We start from the raw sequence: 18,221 nt of genomic DNA, 5'->3' as shown, positions 1-18,221 counted from the left end.
ATTAGCCTTCTAGCCGAGCGTTGCGTGAAGCTTTTACTTCGTTCATTACTTCGTCGATCATTTCAGAGGTGACGCCAAGATAGTTTGCTGGATCGATCAGCTCATCTATCTGAGCTTCGCTCAATTTGCCCTCTATTAGCGGGTCTCTCATAACGGCTTGCTTGAGTGTTAGCCCCTCTTGTTTGGCCCGAGCACATGCATCAAAGACAACATGGTGAGCTTCATTTCGCCCGATATAAGTGGCAAGCCCCATCATCACGGCTTCCGACATTATTGCACCACCTTCCATGTCGAGATTTTTTCGCATGCGCTCCTTTTCTACCTTTAGCCCACTCAGAAGTTTCAGTGTGTTTTCTAACGCGCCACCGCATAAAGTGAATGCTTCGGGCAAAAGTGTGTATTCGATTTGTGCTGCTCCGACAGGGCGCCCATGTTCGGCGACCATAGCATCGATATTGAGTGCAGCGCGCTCACGTAGCATACGGCCTGCAGCAATCAATGGTTGACATAGGGTGGGATTGCGCTTCTGTGGCAAGGTGGAACTACCACCACGGCCTGCCACGTGAGCTTCAGCTAACTCCATGATTTCCGTGTGAGCCAATAGTCCAACTTCTTGACCAATTTTAGAAAGAGTTGCTCCAATCATCGCCAATAAACTAGCCATCTCTGCCCATCGGTCGCGCGAACAATGCCAACCAATAGCAGGCGCATTTAGACCCAGCTCCTCGGCAACTGCTTTGCGCATGGCAATACCATGGTTCCCTACGGCTGCTAGATTACCCACTGCCCCGGTAACCTGGCAGGTAAGGAACCGTGGTTTTATTTGATCTAACCGATCATGATGGCGGTTAATTTCCGATAGCCAGACTGCAACTTGATGCCCGAACGAAACGGGGGATGCTTGTTGCATGACCGTTCGTCCTGGCATTAAGGTATTACGGTGAGTTTCGCAGTGATCGGCCAGTACATCCTCAAGTTTTGTTAGCAGCTCTTCGAGAATTACGATTGCTTGACGGTATTGGAGTACAAGTCCCGTATCGATCACGTCTTGGGTCGTACTACTCCAGTGAACATAACGGCCCGTCTCTTCACTCACTCTGCTCACTAGTGCGTGGATTAGCGGGATAATGCGAGCACCTTTTTCCTTATAGGCTGCAATAATGCTATCCGTATCAATATTTTCAATCTTTGCAGCTTCCGTAATCTCATCGGCAGCCTCCTGCGGTATCATGCCTACCCGTGCTTGGCCGCGTGCCAAGCCCGATTCCATCATCAGCCACCCTTCAAAACGCCCTTGATCAGAGAATATTTTGGACATTCGTGAAGATGCAAACATATGACCAAAATAGATGCTGTCAATGGCAGATATGGGCATGAAATAGCTTTCTTTTAGATGAATAAAAACTCCGCATTACTCTCCCGGCAAACATCTTCGATAGCGCTGCGTAAGCCCGACGGAACAGGAATGCCTGTTTGTTTGCGCTCATCCCGCATAATGTCTTCCGGTTCGCCGGCAACCAACACCGGTTGATCAGGATCGATCGGTGTAGATGCATGAAGATCATCGATCATTTGATCTACGCTTTCTTCAAACGGAATGTCAGGGTTGAAAATCTTTGGGTCTATGGCGAGGAAGAAGTGCCCAATATCCATACTACCTGGTACCTTTTGCGTATCACTATCACTCGCCATTATTTTTGCACCGGAAAATGCGCAGGATAGAATTTCTACCATAGCGGCCAAGCCATAGCCTTTATGGCTCCCCAATTCGCGGGTGCCACCAAGTGGGGTCTGCGTGCCGCCTTGTTCCTCAATAACAACTTTGGCATCCGTGGTTGGCTTACCATCTGCGTCGTTAGCCCAGCCGATGGGTAGTGGTAAGTTTTCATTATATTTGTTCCGCACTTTGCCGCCCGCAACCGTTGTGGTTGCCATATCTAAACTAAAAGTTTTGTTACGCTTGGTAGGAGCGGCGAAGGCAATTGGGTTTGTTGAGAATTTAGCATCTTTGCTGAATGTGGGTGCTACTTTTCGAAGCGCTGCAGAGGTTGTGGTTATGCCCACCAAGCTCTCACCAGCCATCATTCGGGTGTAATAGCCTGCGGCTCCAAAATGAGCTGAATTCCTAACCGCCACGGAAGCCATTCCTATCTTTTTTGCTTTTTTGATTACCAGCTTGGTGGCTGTTACTCCTGGCACGTAGCCAAGTCCACCTCCACCATCAATAAGTGCTGACACTGGTGTTTCATTAACAATCGTAACCGGGCCATCGATGGTTATAAGTTTGTCTCTCTGGCGTCTAAAATAAGGGGGGAGCATCGAAATACCGTGCGTATCTATGCCGCAGGCATCCGCGTCTGCCATAGCTTTTGCGGTGGTTGAGATATAATCCTCCGGCATACCCCAAGCCCGCATGAGAACGGAAATCTGTTTGCGGAGTATTTCTTCCGAAAAGTATTTAACTTCACCTTTTCCACCGAGCTCAGCCATACCCTACGTCCTTAACTTAGATAGAAATTTGTGCCGGTTTCGGCAGCTAGGTCATTCAGTTTCTCGCGCAATCCTGGCAGGATCGGAATTCCGGTTTTGGCGCGCTCTTCTTCGACCAAATCCTCTGGTTCACCCGCCACCATTACTGGTTGGTCAGGAGTAACCGGCTTGGTAGCCCGAAGTTCATCAATCAATTGATCGGTAGTATCTTCAAACGCGCCCCTCTCCCTAAAGAAAGTTGGCGCTATAGCTATAAAAAAATGCCCTATTTCCATAGAACCTGGCTTGCGTTTGCCATGATCTGGAGACATTACCAAGCTCGAACCTGTGAGGCACGCGCTAAGTATTTCAACCATTGCGCCTAGCCCGTAACCCTTATGATTGCCCATCTCCCGGGTACCGCCAAGTGATGTCATATTGGCGCCGTTGAAATATTCCGTCGCGTCAATCATCGGTTGTCCATTTTCATCAACAGCCCAACCTTTGGGCAGCGGCTGTCCCTCTACCGCTTTATTACGAATTTTACCACTGGCCACTGTAGATGTAGCCATATCAAGATTGAATGGTCTGTTGCGTTTGGTAGGCGCTGTAAAGGCAATAGGGTTTGTGCCAAGGCGTCCCTCAGCAGCCAGTGCCGGGACGACACGTGGTGCCGAGGTGCTCGTGAAAGCGAAGCCTACCAGACCCTCTGAGGCAGCCATGCGGGTGTAATATCCGGCTGCACCGAAATGTGCTGAGTTGCGCACTGCAACTGATGCTAAACCCATTTTTTTAGCCTTACCAATGGCTATATTCATTGCCTTATGGGCCACAGGGTAACCAAGGCCGCCACCCGCATCTAGCAATGTTGTCAGAGGGTTATCACGTACTGTGGTAATTTTCCCATCTAGTGTGATCCAATTATTTTTCGATCGCGTGTGGTAGTTGGGAATGCAAGCAATGCCGTGAGTGTCGATGCCGCGCTTGTCGGCATCGGTCATAATCATGGCCGTTATTTGAACGTAATCATCGGGCATTCCGAAGGAGGACAGAAAAGCTGCTGTTTGTTTTTCAATAATGTCTGCCGAATAGTACATCATATCTTGGCCCATTTCATTTTCCCCTATTCGAATACAAAAGCGGCATTCGACTGCCGTGCTATTTCTTTGATCTGACCACGTAGACCTGGAGGTATCGGTATTCCTGTGTTCTCTCGCTCCATGCGAATCACGTTTTCTGGTTCACCGGCGACCATAACTGGTTGGTCAGGGTTCATGGGCTTTGTAGCATGGAGGTAATCGATGAGTTCATCCACACTAGTTTCTAACTCACCTTCTTCTAAGAATTGTGTTGGATCAATGGCTAAGAAAAAGTGACCGATTTCCATAGAGCCCGGCTTATTGTTACCGTGATTGGGTGAAGAATCCAGACTGGCTCCGCAGAAAGAAGCAGAGAGTATTTCAACCATAGCGGCAAGGCCATATCCCTTGTGACTACCCCCTTCAGGTGTACCGCCGAGAGGCGTTTGTGTGCCGCCACGACTAATATAAACTTCTGGATCATCAGATGGGTTGCCGTCGGCATCACTAGCCCAGCCGAGGGGCAACTTTTGCCCTTCATTCCATTTGTTTCGAATCTTCCCGGCAGCAACAGTGGTCGTGGCCATATCCAAACTGAAAGGATTATTTTTTTTAGTTGGCGCTGCGAAGGCTATGGGGTTGGTTGAGAGCTTGCCGTCTTTGCCATGGGTTGGCGCAGTGCGCGGACCCGAGCCATTTGTTGTAGCTATTCCAATTAGACCGGCGTCTGCCATCATTCTGGTGTAATAGCCCGTTGCCCCGAAATGAGCCGACTCTTTAACAGTCACCGCCGCCATACCGTGTTCTTTCGCTTTGTTAATACACATCTCAGTGGCGAGAATGGAGGGGACATACCCAAGACCACCGCCCGCATCAATTAACGCAGTGGTCGCCGTTTCCTTCACAACACTTATGTCGGCATCTACCGTTATTACGTTCCGCTTCCTCCGGTCTTCATAGGGCGGGATCATAGAAATACCGTGGGTATCAATGCCGCAACTGTCTGCATCAACCATGACGGTTGATGTGGTTTTAACATGTTCGGAACGCATGCCCCAAGCTGAGAGAATATTCGCGATTTGTTCGCGGACCACCTCTTTTGGGATCCACATGACATCATTTTCATCTACACGAAAGGTCAAATTTTTCTCCTTTCAAAATTGGTTTTGTCCTAAAGGCTATGCCTATATTTGCGTTGCAGCTTAATCACAACAGTAACTAAATAATGGCTAGCCCAATAGCTTTGACCGAAGCGATAGTGACATAAGTACAACATTAGCGCGAGATAGCTACGTGTTACTTATGAAAACCATCCGAAATTCGTAGAATTTGTCGTTTCCAAACCCACATCACGTAGAAAAAACTACGCAGAATACTAAACTCATCGCAATAAGATTTGGAACCAAGAACCTACATAATTATACGGTCAAGAATATCCATGCCTACTCCAGCTTTTTTATAATGTGACTTCACCTTTTCAATTCGGGTAAATACGTCTTCATATCCTGTTTGGTTTCCATTCTCATCCACCATAATTAAAGGCCCGAAATTATGAAATAATGTCAGCATGTGACCCTCGGTAGGTGTAACAATGAGAGTGTGTGTCTCTCCAGCAGGCTCATAAATAAAAGTACCTTCACGGGCTTCCCAATCATGCTCCAGGTAGCCCCAACTTCCCTTGAGCGTGAAGCCGGTTACAGGTGCGGGGTGGCGGTGTCGCCCAATAATCCCTTCTTTAGAAGCGCGCGTAAGATTCACCCATGATCCCTGTGTTACGTTGTACATAAGTGGGCGAAACCAAACGCCGTCACCTCGGGGAACCCACAATCTTTCATCGTCTTCGTTAGTATGAATAACTAACTCTTTTTTTGCTTCTGGGGGTAAAGGAACGTTAATAGCTTTTATATCTGCGTCGGCAAATTTGAGTGCAGTCATCTAGGAGTCGCCTTTCATGTTAATTAACGAAAGTGGCATTAGCTTTTGTGCTTATCTTGTTGTCGGGCGTTATAGACCAAAGATCAATTCCATTAGTGGTCGGTTTTCCAGCTATTTGAAACGGTGAAGTGTCAAAGAGTGGAGCTCGAGCCTCAAACTGGAAGGTCCTTAACAATTGGCCCGGGTTTTTCTCCAAAGCTAATTCGGCTAGAAAGCTTGCGGCTAATGGACCGTGAACGACCAATCCCGGATATCCCTCCACTTCAGATGCATATTTTCGGTCGTAATGTATTCGATGAGTATTTAAGGTGCTGGATGAATAACGAAAGAGCATTAAAGGGTCTGGAGTAATCGTTTTCTTAAAGGCGCAGTCCAACGTTTTAGAAGATTTCTCGATCGCACGGTCCCCTTTTACAGAGCTAGCTTTTGGTGGGTCCTCACGATAGACAATGTTTTGCAATTCACTCAATGCCAGGTCACCATCTTTTCCAAAGAAATTCTGACGCACTTTACAAAAAACAAGAACTCCAGAGCGTCCCTCCTTTAGCGTAATGTCCTCGATAACAGCAACTTTTTTATGCCTCTCACTAATAATTAGCGGCTTCTCGTACTTGATGAAAGATCCTGCAAACATTCGCCTTGGTAAGGGAACTGGTGGCATGAAAGCGCCTCGGGCGGGGTGTCCGTCTGGATCAATTTCATCGTGACTTACCTTTGGTTTGAAAAAGAGATAGTGGCACATTGGGCCCATCGGCTCGCCCTCTCTCGGGCGATACTCTTTATTTAACAGTCCATAGTATTGGTGAATTGGCTGTTCACAAGAGCGTTCCTCCTGTATTTCGGTCTTCCCTACCCACGTCTTTAAATGTTCTATATTTAATTCCCTATCGGTCATGTTCATCCCCTCGATTACGCCACCCCCTAAAACTTAAGGTGGTTCGATAACGCTATTCGTTACAATTTGAGTCGAGCAAGTTGCAATCGGCGTAATCTCTATTATCATGTTATAAAATATCAAACGGGGAATGAAATGAAAATAACAGACGTGCGGGCATATGCGCTCGAAGTTCCAATGACAGAAAAAATTAGCGCGCCCATAGGTTTCCCTCGCGCCGAAGAGGTAGAAGGCGTGGTGTTTGCGGCGTATAGATCCACTCTTGTATTCGTAGATACTGATGAGGGAATTACTGGGGTAGGTGAGTGCATGACACGTTTATCGGGTACAGCACTTCGGGACATCTGCCTTACCCTAAAGCCGCTTCTGATTGGACGTGATCCGCGTGATGTCGAGCTTATCTGGGATATAATGTGGTGCACCATGTTAAATCGAGGTCATGTGATGGGCTTCTACCAAGAAGCGATGGCCGGCATAGACTGTGCTCTTTGGGATGTTTGGGGTAAACACGCGAAAGTGCCCGTATGGCGTTTACTGGGGGGAGCAACCAACCCTAAACTTTGGTGTTATGCGTCGTCACTTCGATTGCGTGCTATAGAAATTCTCCGTGATGAAATTGATGTGCATAAGGAGAATGGCTTTGACAGCATGAAAATCAAGATTGGTAAAGATCCCATGAACTGGAGGGCAGAAATTAAGACCGTGGAGGAAATTCGCAAGCATGCAGGTGATGACATAATGCTAATGGCGGATGTTAATTGTAATTATGGCCACGATATGAAAACAGCACTTGAGGTTGGGCGCGCTCTCCATGAACTTGGTTTATACTGGTATGAAGAACCACTTTATCCCGATGATATCGATGGATACGCTTATCTTCGTGACCATTTAGATATTCGGATTGCTTCTGGCGAGGCTGATTTCAATAAGAACAGCTTCGCACGGTTTTTGCGTCGGAATGCGCTTGACATCATTCAGCCGGATGCTGCTCGCACGGCCGGTATCACGGAAACCAGGAAGATAGCTGATATGGCTAATGCATTTCGTGTTCAATATGCTCCACATACAGGATCGTCCTCTAATATCATCATGACTGTGTCTATGCATCTTGCTATGTATGCAACCAACTTCCTCATATACGAGTACATGCAAAGTAATTGGAATAAGACTCAAGAAAATCCTTTGCGTGATCAGCTCTGCACTTTGCCCATAAAGGAATTTAAGGACAGCCATATCATTATGGATGATGTAATTGGGCTCGGCATTGAGATCAATATGGAAGTTGTCGAAAAATACGCGTTACCATAGCCCTCAGTGCATACATTCACAAATGAGGTGGCAAGTTTAAAAAGAACTTACACAACAACTGACGGTGCTGCAGTTTATTGAACGTTAAAAACATGTTCTACTGTTGTAGAATTCAGTATCCCAAAAGACTGATCAGTGTGTATCACACTTACCGCTGCGATCAACCTTGTTAGGACTTGTCACGCTATTGCTGAGAGCGAAAAGATTCCAGCAAAAGAAGTTATTAAAAACCAATCGAGTAGGCGTTTGGTTGTATAGGGAAATAGGGAGAATTGTAATGTCCAGTTACGATGAGCCACTTAAGGAGCTCCAAAAACGTAGGGAATTTGCTCTAGCAATGGGTAAGCCAGAAGCTCTGAAGAAGATGAAGGATGAGGGCTTATTGAATGCCCGGGAGCGTCTAGACTACATCTTAGATAAAGACACGTTTGTTGAGATTGGCCAACTTGCACTAGGTGCTCGCGAGGAGCATCGCCATCGGACGCCAGCCGATGGCAAGGTGGGAGGTTTTGGGAAGATAGACGGGCGTATGGTCGGCATTGTCTCAAACGATTTTGCTACCATGGGAGCATCCAGTGCTCTCAATAATTTAAAAAAAATGAAATACATAAAAGATCAGGGAACAAAACGTGGCTTTCCGCTCCTATTTGTTGGCTCATCATCCGGTTCGCGCATGCCGGATCGTATGGGTGCGCCAGGCAGACTGATAATAGCGCAAGACCCTGCAGAATATAGACGTTTGCGCAAGAGTCCATGGGCGGTGGCGCAACTAGGGAGTTGTTATGGCTCTTCTACTTGGTATGCTTGCATGGCAGATTATGTTGTCATGCGTAAAGGGGCAACAATGGCTGTTGCATCAAGTCGGGTAACATCGCTCGCAATCAACCAGCCGGTTACTGATGAAGACCTCGGTGGTTGGCGCATGCATACGCGGGTAAGTGGCCTTGTAGATGAAGCTTTTAATTCTGATGAAGAATGCCTTGATGCGCTTAAACGATATTTGTCCTTTATGCCGAGCCACAGTAAGGAAGCACCGCCCATTGCTCCAGTGCCTAAAGGATCGGATGATCCAGTAGAGGGAATCATGGAGATTGTTCCGAGCGACCGTAAAAAAGTTTACAACATGCGGCACGTTATAGAGGTTTTAGCAGACAAAAATAGCCTATTTGAAACAAAGCCCTCTTGGGGCAAATCAGTTATTACTGCGCTTGGCCGTTTGAATGGGCAGACCGTAGGGTTTTTAGGCAATAATCCCATGTATAAAGGTGGAGCTGCAGATCCAGATGGTTGTGCAAAGGCTACAGGTTTTCTGGTTCATTGTGACAGCTTTAATATTCCTATTGTGATGTTGGTTGATGTCCCAGGTTTCTTAATTGGTGTCGAAGGTGAGAGAAAAGCAGCGCCTGGAAAAATCATTAATTGGATGAATGCAATTTCGTTAACAACCGTCCCAAAGCTCACTGTCGTACTCCGGAAAAGTTACGGGCAAGCATATATTAATATGGGAGGCAACAAAAACTCCGATGTTTTCGCGATGTGGCCTACGGCTGATGTAGGCTTTATGGACCCTGAAACGGGCGTAAACGTTGTTTTTGGGATTCGCAAAGAAGATGATCCAGAGGAATTTGAGCGTTGCGTAGCAAAGCTATCGGAGGATGCTGCTCCATGGGAAGTCGCTGCTATGTTCGAAGCGCAGGATATTATTGATCCTCGGGAAACTCGTAGATTTTTAATCAATATGCTTGAGGTGCAGCAACTTCGAATGACCAACGGGGTCGGAGAGCATCTTATGGCAACTTGGCCGACGAGTATTGTTTGATGTATGAGCAACGGGTTTCCTCAGAAATTCTCTCGGTCGCCCGTTTCCAAAAACGACTTTCTCTAAGCGAGCACGCCGCGAAACTGTGTCTTGAGACATACGGGGTCCCCGTGCCAAATTCGGTAGTTGTTTCAACTGCCGATGAGGGTATGCGAGCATGTAAAAAGTTAAGCGCGCCTTTTGCTGTGAAAGGTATGTCGCAGGATATTCTTCACAAATCAGATGTTGGTGCTGTCAAAATACATTTGAATGATGCTGCTGCTGTGGCTAAAGGAATCACAGAAATCTCGACAATACTTGTTCAGCATACCGATAAGATTGATGGATATTTAGTAGAGGAGATGGCGCCGCCCGGGCACGAAATAATTATTGGTGGCATTCACGACCCCTATTTTGGACCACTCGTAATGGTTGGGATGGGTGGAGTTTTTGTAGAAATTTTTGAAGACATTGCTTTTGGTATTTGCCCGATTAATTCTAATGATGCTTCGCAAATGATCGATACCCTAAAGTCCTCGGCCATCCTTGCCGGAGCCCGTGGCGCTGAGAAGGCTGACCGGGAGTCCATTATCTCTGTAATGCTAGCCATCGGAGGAGAGGATGGATTGATGATAAATCACACAAACGAAATCTCTCAGATAGAAATCAATCCGTTAGTCGTTTCTTCGGTTGGAGCTGTTGCCGCGGATGCCCGAGTGATTCTCCACAGGGAGAGTATGAGGGTACAGAAAGAAGAGGGGTTAATGCGAAACGAATTAGTGGCAGCAAAGTTCAAGCCGTTATTCGAACCACAAACCATTGCTGTTGTTGGTGCTTCATCGAGTAAGCCCAACCGGCTTAACAACTACATCGAATGGGTGCGCGATTTTGGCTTTCAGGGTCAAATATATCCCATTCATCCTTCAGCAACATTGATTGATGGGACTCCGGCATACAAATCGCTTGGTGATACACCGAAGCCCGTCGATTACGCTGTGGTGGGTGTTCCTGCGGAAAAAGTTATCGGAGTGATTGAAAAGGGTGCGGGTAACTGTAAGTTTGCACACGTAATAGCGTCAGGGTTTGGCGAAAAAGGGACGCCGGAGGGTAACAGATTAAATGATGATCTTGTTGCAGCTGCAAAGAGAGCAAAAACGCATATACTTGGACCAAATTGTAATGGCGGTCATTCACCGCGTGCTTCTTTTACCTTCGTAAACGGCATCTCCTCGGAGCTCGGAACAGTTGGCTGCATTTCCCAGAGTGGGGGCCTAGGAATTGATGTACTTAGGCAGGGAGAGACAAGGGGCATACGCTTTAGCGGCTTAATGACTGTTGGGAATGCTGTAGACATAGGGCCAACGGATCTACTGGAGTTTTATCTTTGCGATCCGTTCACTAAAGTCGTCGGTATGTATATCGAGGGTTTGGACCAGGGAGGGAAATTCTTTGAGTTACTGAAACGAAATAATGGAGAGAAACCTGTTGTATTGCTCAAGGGTGGACGCACGCATCTTGGCCAGCAAGCTGCTGAGTCGCACACAGGTGCTCTTGCGGGAGACGCAAAAGTTTGGAACGCGCTAGAGCGCCAAACTGGTGCCATTATGGTAGACACGCTTGAAGAATACCTTGATGTTTTGTTAGCATTTCAAATGATATCAATAAGACCCAAAAAGCCCACAACCAATGCGGCAATTTTTGGTAATGGAGGCGGCACCAGCGTTTTGGCTGTTGATTACTTCGCTGAGAGAGGCATTAGTGTTGACAGGTTCCACAAAAAAACTCAGACCAGATTAGCTTCTCTCGGCCTGCCGCCGGGTTGCGCTCTCAATAACCCAATTGATACACCAGGTGGCAGCATTCGGGTTGAGAATGGAGCAATGGCTGAACGTATAATGGAAATCGTTTATGCTAACGAGGATATCCATGCATTCATTATGCATCTTAATATCCCTGTGTTAATGCGACAGGTAATGACAGGACAGGATTTACTCAAAAACTTGATGGATGGAGCGGATAGAGTAGAGAGCAGGTATCGAGGGAGAACGCACTTTTTACTCGTTCTAAGATCTGATGGAAGAGCAGAAACGGATGATAAGAAACGTTTTGCGCGCAAATGGGCTTTATCAAAAGGCTACCCGGTGTTTGATGAGCTTACGAATGCGGGTAATGCCCTCTCAGCGATAAGTAAGCACGAGTTATTCTGCGCAAATCGACGAAAAAGAGATTAAACTGATACAACACTTATCATTCGTTCAAAATGTAAACGAGGCCAAAGTTCTCTTGATATAAAAATGAGTAATTTGAATTCATCGCAGAGTATTGAGGCTCCTTCTTTAAGGGAGTTTTATAGCGACGTTGGGGCAGACCCTGACGTCGACATGGACTCATTGCATGTCTTACCCCTTTCAATAGTGCCGTTTGCAACCTCTGGATTGAAACGAGCCCGGATGATAAAAAATGTACAACTTGATAGTGTTATAGAACTATTTAAAGGCACTTCATCTGGTAGTGGACAAATAGAGGTAAGTAAAATAGATACAGTATTTGATCTCAGTCAAGAACAAGGAAATATAGATAAGACCATTATTGAAAAACTATCTCATATAAACAGTTACGATATTTTTACATTAAGAATAAACTTGAGAAAACTTTCTATACAGGTTGATGAAAATGAAAAATTACAGCTTTCAGAAAGTAAAAGTAAAGAATTAATTCATTATATGACTGAATTTACGAAGCCTCTAATTAAAAATATTTACGGAAATCAAAAAAAAGAAATAAATAGTGTAAATCAACTTATCGACATGTTTAAGAATCCTGATCAAGAACTTGCACTGAAAAACTTGCGAGAACTTGCCGAAGGCCTCCAAATGGATCTTATTGAAATTCCAAACTTTCTCGAAGACTATGGTGATATTTTTCTCTCTTTAGCTTATTTTCAAGAATGCGCAGAAAAGATAATACCAAACGTAGAAGTATTTATAAGTGAAATTAATAAATTAAAAACAAATGAACAGCTAAAATTCGATAGGAATATTGTGAAAACATGCGAATACATGGATTTTAACTTGAACTATATTACGGATAATCTGAAAAATCGTTTCGATAATTTTCAGAAACAATCGGAAGTGATGTGGAATGATATTACCCCTGAATCCTTTCGACGTGTAAAGGACATGATTGCGAGCCACCATGCCACTTTAGGAGGAGTTCTCTGTGGTCTGGCAGTGAAAATGGCTCGTTGGCAAGAGAAATTCGCCGATGGTCGTGGTGGCCCTATGCAGAGAGCAGAATTCTTGATGTCTGAAATGAGGCAGGGTATTGAAAAAATTACAAGTATTGAAAGATCAGCACCAGATTTTTCTCAGATACGTCCCTAGCCCTTGGGTTTTTTTTACACTGTAGCAAGTCAATATGTGGTCCTGGCATACGAAATACGGGCGATAGCTATAAAAAAGTTCGTATTTGTGTCCGGAAAGGGTAACGTGACGAAGGATTTTTCAGGGACGGTATAGTGCGTATTTTCTTAACATTCTGTGCAATGGTTTTTATTTCAATGGTAGGTGGCTGTCAGTCGGCAACAGATGCGCCCGCATTATTTTCTAGTAAAGACCCACCGTCCGATACTAAATCTATAGTTGCGCAACCACAGCTTCAGAAAAATCGTGATGGTGCTCCTATTCCACTTACCAAAACAAATAAAGAGCGTGAGCAATTAGCAATGAATGCGCCGGTTGCAAAGAATATCGAAGCGTCTTTGATAAGCGGACAGAGTAATTTTTCATCAGATTTCAGGTTGTTTGAACCATGTGATGATATCGCCCTAAAAAATAATCAAGGCCATTTCTCTTTACCGTCGGCATCTAGCGTTGGTGATAAAACTGCAAGTCCAGGTAAACAGTTTTCGGCGATTCCCCCAGAGGAGGCGGCTGAAAAGCACGAAGTTGAGATTTACTCTCCGATCCTAAGTAAATTAATACGGCAGTATCTGGAAGGGCCAGTTGAGACCCAATCACTTAGTGATTTAAAGGCCGCTGAAATTGCTACCTCGGCCGGTTTAATGTCGTTTGAGCAGTTACGTGATCTGTATTTGGAATTCTCTTTTGAGCCGGCTGAAATAGAGGCGCCATTGAGTGATGCTTTAGAGGAAAATTCACCGCGTCGACGTGCATTACTATACCGAGCTGTTGCAGCGCAGGAGGTGCCAACAGCCATTGCTGAAGTAATAAAGGTTGCTTTTAAATTAGCTCGTCCAGTTGGGCTATATGAAATGACACTTGGTGTGTATGCCCCATTTATCAATAAACTTAATGCATCTTTTGCTTTGCGTTGGATTGGATACGAGGTCAGTCAAGCCCAATTTTATTTGGGCCAACCATGCAAGGCAAAGAATTGGCGTCGTTATCTTGAAAATATAACAGCAAATGACCCAGATGCGCGTCAAGTGATGAGAAGATTTTGGTTATGGGAAGTTCTTTCGGGTGTCACTCACATTGGTAGTATAGAAACCGACGAGATCAGAAAGTGGTTTCAGGCTGCGCGTGCGGATGAGTTCCGTGAACGAAAAATTCAGCTTACATATGCAATGCTTGATGCTCTGAATATCAGGCTGCAGGTGCAAGACTGGGGAAAAGTTTTGGATGAGGTTCGTTCAGATGGTATTACAGACAACATAAAAAAAATTGAAGAGGTAGCACAGGAAAATCAGCGTGAGGAGACAGTGAAGATAGTTGCAGATATTTTAGGGCCTCGTAGGCTCATTCAAATTCCACCTGTTGAGGTGGCAGCTATTATTGCTTCTTTAATTAAGATAGGCTTTGCGGATTATGCTCGTAAATTTGCTGTTGAGGTCGCAGTTGCAAATCAGCTTTGAAAAAAAATTTTGAATTATGCGCTGTTATCGAAAGAAGGTTATTAGTGTTTTACTTTAGTAAGAGGAATGTATTTTGAGAAGGTTGTGGGAATAAGATCCACTCAATGCGTTTCTATATAGATTGTAAACAGCAACAGTATTTTATTAGTCCTCAACAATTTTAGGCTTTTGTACTCCCACACGATCGTCGCATTTATTTTAAGTCGCAATCGGTCGATACAGTCTCTATCCATGGATGCAGTGAGCAAAATGTAATTGAATTTAAAATAATCGTAGGAGGTATCTCATGAAGACCGGACTTAGGGGGCGAACAGTAATAATAACCGGTGCTAGCCGTAATATCGGTGCTAGGGCAGCTGAGCTTTTCGCCGAAGAGGGCTGCAACCTGGCAATCTGTACAAGCTCAAAAATGCGAGAGCTAGCTGATGTAGCATCGAGATGCGAAGAAAAAGGAGCTGAGGTGCTTACCATGAAGGTTGATGTTTCTCGGGAGGACCAATGTAATAATTTTATTTCTGCGGTAGTAGAGAAATTTGGAAGGTTGGATGTTCTTGTCAACAATGCAGTTTTTAGGTCTGAGGGCGATTTACTTACAATGGATGTAAAAAATTGGCATCGCAATATTGAGGTTAATATCAACGGGCCATTTTTTATGTGCCGTGCTTCAGTGCCTCACATGATTGAAAAACAGTGGGGGCGTATCATAAATTTCTCTGGGCATTCCCCATACATTGGCCATTATCCGGGTAAAAGTATGGCAAAAATTGCAATCGTTGGTTTTACTCGTGGGTGCGCAAACGAGTTAGGCAAGCACAACATAACAGCGAATTGTATTGCGCCCGGCCATATAGACGTCGAGCGCGACGATTTTCAGGCTGCCGGAAAGAAAGTATTACCAAGTCAGCCAATTCAAACAGCCGGAGATTGCGATACTATTGCTAATTTAATGCTCCTGTTAGCATCAGAGAGCTCATTCTACATCACCGGACAATGTTATCATGCTAATGGTGGGTCTTATTATCAATAGGGTTAACGCAAATAAAACCATGTTCAATGAGGAGTTTGAAAAGTGGAAGCTCGTTATTCAGATTTTGGCCTACCTCAAATGTTGACGTCAACACTGGACGCAGTGCTCTGATAATGTTTGAATTCGAATTATCAGCATTGCCCTGAGTGACGCATGTAACTACCCGACAAAGGAAATTACAGAATGTATGAAAAACTTGAACTATTTATTGACGGTGAGTGGCGACAAGGCAGTGAGGGGAAAAGCGAGGATGTTCTAAATCCTGCAACGGAAGAGGTACTTGCGCAGTGTCCTCATGCATCAATTGCTGATCTTGATCAGGCACTAGAAAGCGCTGAGCGTGCATTCGAGGAATGGAAGGCCAAGTCTCCTTGGGATCGGGCATTAATTTTAAAGGAAGCAGCGCGGCTTATCAACGAACGTAAGCAAGAGATCGGCCAGATAATGACACAGGAGCAGGGGAAGCCGATTGGCGATTCTATCGGAGAAGTGAAAAGCGCCTCTGAAACTACCGAATGGTTCGCGGAAGAGGGAAAACGTGCATATGGAAGATTAATACCTTCTAGAATTCAAGGGCAACGCAGTATGGTTATGCCGGAGCCGGTAGGAGTCTCTTTAGCTCTCACTCCGTGGAATTTCCCGGCCCTTTTGCCCGTGCGAAAGATTGCGGCCGGTCTTGCTGCTGGATGCCCGGTGATTATCAAACCTTCCGAAGAGACCCCAGGCTCAGGTGTTGCCATAGTGCGATGCTTCGTCGATGCAGGGGTGCCCGCGGGGGTGTTGAATTTAGTGTTTGGCGTTCCCGATAATGTGTCCCGCCATCTGATAGGCTCAGGTCGGATAAGAAAAATGAGTTTCACAGGCTCGATACCTGTAGGAAAACACCTCGCAAAGGTTGCCGCCGAACATCTGGTGCGTTGCACATTTGAACTAGGCGGGCATTCGCCTGTATTGGTTTTTGATGATGCAAATATAGATACGGTTATTAAGCATATGGTCCCCTTCAAATACCGAAATAGTGGCCAAGTTTGTATTTCGCCTACTCGCTTTTATGTGCATGAAAAGGTGTACGATGATTTTGTAAGTCGTTTTACAGAGGCGGCAAACGCAATGCAGGTGGGAAATGGTATGGACGCAAAAACGCAGATGGGACCAATGGCTAATGGTCGTCGAATAGTTGCGATGGAAGAATTTATGCAAGATGCTCGGGACCATAACGTGGAAATAACGACCGGCGGTAATCGGATTGGTAATCAGGGATACTTTTGGGAACCTACGGTTCTCGCCAATGTACCCGAAGAAGCCATGATAATGTCAAAAGAGCCATTTGGGCCCTTAGCACCGATAACTAGATTCGAAGACTTTGATGATGTTGTGGAACGTGCTAATCGGCTTCCCTACGGACTTGCATCTTATTGCTACACATCCGATCAAAAACGTGCGGATCAATTAGCAGAGGCACTTGATACAGGAATGGTTGGGGTAAATAATTTCATGATTTCGATGCCAGAGACCCCTTTTAGTGGTGTTAAGGAAAGTGGTTATGGGTATGAGAGTGGTGCAGAGGGGCTAGAAGTATATCTTCATCACAAATTTATTTCACAAACCGGCATGTAGCGAATTACTCCTAAGGTCTGAAGAATGAAGTTCTCATTATCCGATCACCAAGAGGCAATAAAAGAGAGTGTTGCTAAGCTTTGTGGCGACTTTGGTGACGACTATTGGCTGCGTCATGATGAAAGTGGAAAATTTCCAGACCGATTTTTCAAAGAAATGGCCAAAGCGGGCTGGCTTGGTATTGCAATGCCAGAGGAATATGGGGGGGCTGGGCTAGGTGTAACTGAGGCGGCATTATTAATGCACGAAGTGGCATATTCAGGCGCGATGAGTGCGGCCTCAGCAATCCACATAAATATTTTTGGCCCTCATGCCATAGTTGTCCATGGCAGTGCTGAGCAAAAAGCACGATGGTTACCCGGGTTAATAAGAGGTGATTGGCTCTCATGCTTTGGTGTTACTGAGCCCGATGTCGGACTCGATACTAAACGTATTACAACACGAGCCGAAAAAGATGGTGATACTTATTTAATCAGCGGTCGTAAAATATGGACATCGACTGCGCAAGATGCATCAAAAATTCTTCTTATAGCAAGAACTTCTCCCATTGAGGACTGTGTAAATCCTATTGATGGGCTCAGCCTTTTTTATACTGATTTGGACCGTGAATATTGCGAGGTAAGGGAAATATCGAAAATGGGGCGTAAAGCCGTCGATTCTAATACGGTTTTCATAGATGCTCTGAGGGTGCCCGAGGCTGACCGGATTGGGGAAGAGGGAAAAGGCTTCCGATATTTACTTGATAGCCTTAACCCGGAACGTATTTTAATCGCTGCGGAGGGTATAGGGATTGGTCGTTCTGCCCTTGCCCGGGCTGCGAAATATGCTGGTGAACGCACTGTGTTTGATCGCCCAATAGGTCAGAATCAAGCAATACAGCATCCACTTGCAGAGAGTTGGTGCGAATTGGAAGCGGCTTGGCTCGTAACAATGCAAGCAGCATGGCTTTATGATAATGGCCAAGATTGCGGTGCGCAGGCGAATGCAGCCAAATATCTAGCAGGTGAAGCAGGTTTTCGCGCTTGTGAACGGGCGGTAATGAGCCACGGTGGAATGGGCTATGCGAAGGAGTTTCACGTTGAGCGTTTGCTGCGCGAAGTTCTTATTTGTCGCATAGCACCTGTCACACCGCATCTTATTTTGAGTCATATCGCCGAACGGGTACTCGATTTACCTAAGAGCTATTAAACCGGTTGATGCACTTATTCAACCGGGCC

At 45.6% G+C, this 18,221-nt stretch carries 14 protein-coding genes; 8 read left to right on the top strand and 6 right to left on the bottom strand.

Annotation, left to right across the window (positions count from 1 at the left end; all coding sequences use genetic code 11):
* Nucleotide 1: 1 nt before the first annotated feature.
* The 6 genes from VX941_10700 to VX941_10675 form a co-directional block, all read right to left on the bottom strand.
* The gene (locus VX941_10700) at nt 2-1,375 is read right to left on the bottom strand and encodes an adenylosuccinate lyase family protein (GenBank protein MEE2933870.1); all 1,374 of its coding nucleotides are present in this window, start codon (nt 1,373-1,375) and stop codon (nt 2-4) included.
* Between the two features lie 14 nt (nt 1,376-1,389).
* Nucleotides 1,390-2,490, bottom strand: a complete 1,101-nt coding sequence (locus VX941_10695; protein ID MEE2933869.1) for an Ldh family oxidoreductase — start codon at nt 2,488-2,490, stop codon at nt 1,390-1,392.
* 11 nt (nt 2,491-2,501) lie between these two features.
* The gene (locus VX941_10690) at nt 2,502-3,581 is read right to left on the bottom strand and encodes an Ldh family oxidoreductase (protein ID MEE2933868.1); all 1,080 of its coding nucleotides are present in this window, start codon (nt 3,579-3,581) and stop codon (nt 2,502-2,504) included.
* 11 nt (nt 3,582-3,592) lie between these two features.
* Nucleotides 3,593-4,690: an Ldh family oxidoreductase gene (locus VX941_10685; protein MEE2933867.1), complete on the bottom strand. Its 1,098-nt coding sequence runs from the start codon at nt 4,688-4,690 to the stop codon at nt 3,593-3,595.
* Between the two features lie 268 nt (nt 4,691-4,958).
* Complete coding sequence (locus tag VX941_10680; GenBank protein MEE2933866.1) at nt 4,959-5,483, bottom strand: 2,4'-dihydroxyacetophenone dioxygenase family protein; 525 nt, start codon at nt 5,481-5,483, stop codon at nt 4,959-4,961.
* A gap of 19 nt (nt 5,484-5,502) precedes the next feature.
* Nucleotides 5,503-6,378, bottom strand: a complete 876-nt coding sequence (locus VX941_10675) for an acyl-CoA dehydrogenase (protein MEE2933865.1) — start codon at nt 6,376-6,378, stop codon at nt 5,503-5,505.
* Between the two features lie 135 nt (nt 6,379-6,513).
* Between VX941_10675 and VX941_10670 the strand changes: the two genes are divergently transcribed.
* From VX941_10670 to VX941_10635, 8 genes are all read left to right on the top strand, one after another.
* Nucleotides 6,514-7,686, top strand: coding sequence for a mandelate racemase/muconate lactonizing enzyme family protein (locus VX941_10670; protein ID MEE2933864.1), 1,173 nt, complete (start codon nt 6,514-6,516; stop codon nt 7,684-7,686).
* Nucleotides 7,687-7,963: 277 nt separating this feature from the next.
* Nucleotides 7,964-9,505, top strand: coding sequence for a carboxyl transferase domain-containing protein (locus VX941_10665; protein MEE2933863.1), 1,542 nt, complete (start codon nt 7,964-7,966; stop codon nt 9,503-9,505).
* Complete coding sequence (locus tag VX941_10660) at nt 9,505-11,715, top strand: acetate--CoA ligase family protein (GenBank protein ID MEE2933862.1); 2,211 nt, start codon at nt 9,505-9,507, stop codon at nt 11,713-11,715. The genes VX941_10665 and VX941_10660 overlap by 1 nt, the downstream gene beginning before the upstream one ends.
* A gap of 63 nt (nt 11,716-11,778) precedes the next feature.
* Entirely contained in the window at nt 11,779-12,867 is a 1,089-nt protein-coding gene (locus VX941_10655) for a hypothetical protein (GenBank protein MEE2933861.1), read from the top strand.
* A 134-nt stretch (nt 12,868-13,001) separates the two neighbouring features.
* On the top strand, nt 13,002-14,360 hold the full coding sequence (locus tag VX941_10650) for a hypothetical protein (protein MEE2933860.1): 1,359 nt from the start codon (nt 13,002-13,004) through the stop codon (nt 14,358-14,360).
* Between the two features lie 286 nt (nt 14,361-14,646).
* Complete coding sequence (locus tag VX941_10645; GenBank protein MEE2933859.1) at nt 14,647-15,387, top strand: SDR family oxidoreductase; 741 nt, start codon at nt 14,647-14,649, stop codon at nt 15,385-15,387.
* Nucleotides 15,388-15,570: 183 nt separating this feature from the next.
* Nucleotides 15,571-17,004, top strand: coding sequence for an NAD-dependent succinate-semialdehyde dehydrogenase (locus tag VX941_10640; protein MEE2933858.1), 1,434 nt, complete (start codon nt 15,571-15,573; stop codon nt 17,002-17,004).
* Nucleotides 17,005-17,028: 24 nt separating this feature from the next.
* Nucleotides 17,029-18,192 carry an acyl-CoA dehydrogenase family protein gene (locus VX941_10635; protein ID MEE2933857.1) on the top strand — a complete coding sequence of 388 codons (1,164 nt, stop codon included), beginning with the start codon at nt 17,029-17,031 and terminating at the stop codon, nt 18,190-18,192.
* Nucleotides 18,193-18,221: the final 29 nt, after the last annotated feature.

The organism is Pseudomonadota bacterium, from assembly GCA_036339585.1.
Lineage (GTDB): Bacteria > Pseudomonadota > Alphaproteobacteria > UBA8366 > UBA8366 > UBA8366.
Note: the sequence above shows the minus strand (reverse complement) of the source record. Positions and strands in the feature narration are given on the sequence as shown.

Excerpts from the sequence above, each read along its gene's own strand:
- VX941_10670 (MEE2933864.1), top strand. The coding sequence starts at position 6,514 with ATGAAAATAACAGACGTGCGGGCATATGCGCTCGAAGTTCCAATGACA.
- VX941_10640 (MEE2933858.1), top strand. The coding sequence starts at position 15,571 with ATGTATGAAAAACTTGAACTATTTATTGACGGTGAGTGGCGACAAGGC.
- VX941_10645 (MEE2933859.1), top strand. The coding sequence starts at position 14,647 with ATGAAGACCGGACTTAGGGGGCGAACAGTAATAATAACCGGTGCTAGC.
- VX941_10675 (MEE2933865.1), bottom strand. The coding sequence starts at position 6,378 with ATGACCGATAGGGAATTAAATATAGAACATTTAAAGACGTGGGTAGGG.
- VX941_10680 (MEE2933866.1), bottom strand. The coding sequence starts at position 5,483 with ATGACTGCACTCAAATTTGCCGACGCAGATATAAAAGCTATTAACGTT.
- VX941_10695 (MEE2933869.1), bottom strand. The coding sequence starts at position 2,490 with ATGGCTGAGCTCGGTGGAAAAGGTGAAGTTAAATACTTTTCGGAAGAA.
- VX941_10700 (MEE2933870.1), bottom strand. The coding sequence starts at position 1,375 with ATGCCCATATCTGCCATTGACAGCATCTATTTTGGTCATATGTTTGCA.
- VX941_10635 (MEE2933857.1), top strand. The coding sequence starts at position 17,029 with ATGAAGTTCTCATTATCCGATCACCAAGAGGCAATAAAAGAGAGTGTT.
- VX941_10660 (MEE2933862.1), top strand. The coding sequence starts at position 9,505 with ATGTATGAGCAACGGGTTTCCTCAGAAATTCTCTCGGTCGCCCGTTTC.
- VX941_10655 (MEE2933861.1), top strand. The coding sequence starts at position 11,779 with ATGAGTAATTTGAATTCATCGCAGAGTATTGAGGCTCCTTCTTTAAGG.
- VX941_10665 (MEE2933863.1), top strand. The coding sequence starts at position 7,964 with ATGTCCAGTTACGATGAGCCACTTAAGGAGCTCCAAAAACGTAGGGAA.
- VX941_10690 (MEE2933868.1), bottom strand. The coding sequence starts at position 3,581 with ATGGGCCAAGATATGATGTACTATTCGGCAGACATTATTGAAAAACAA.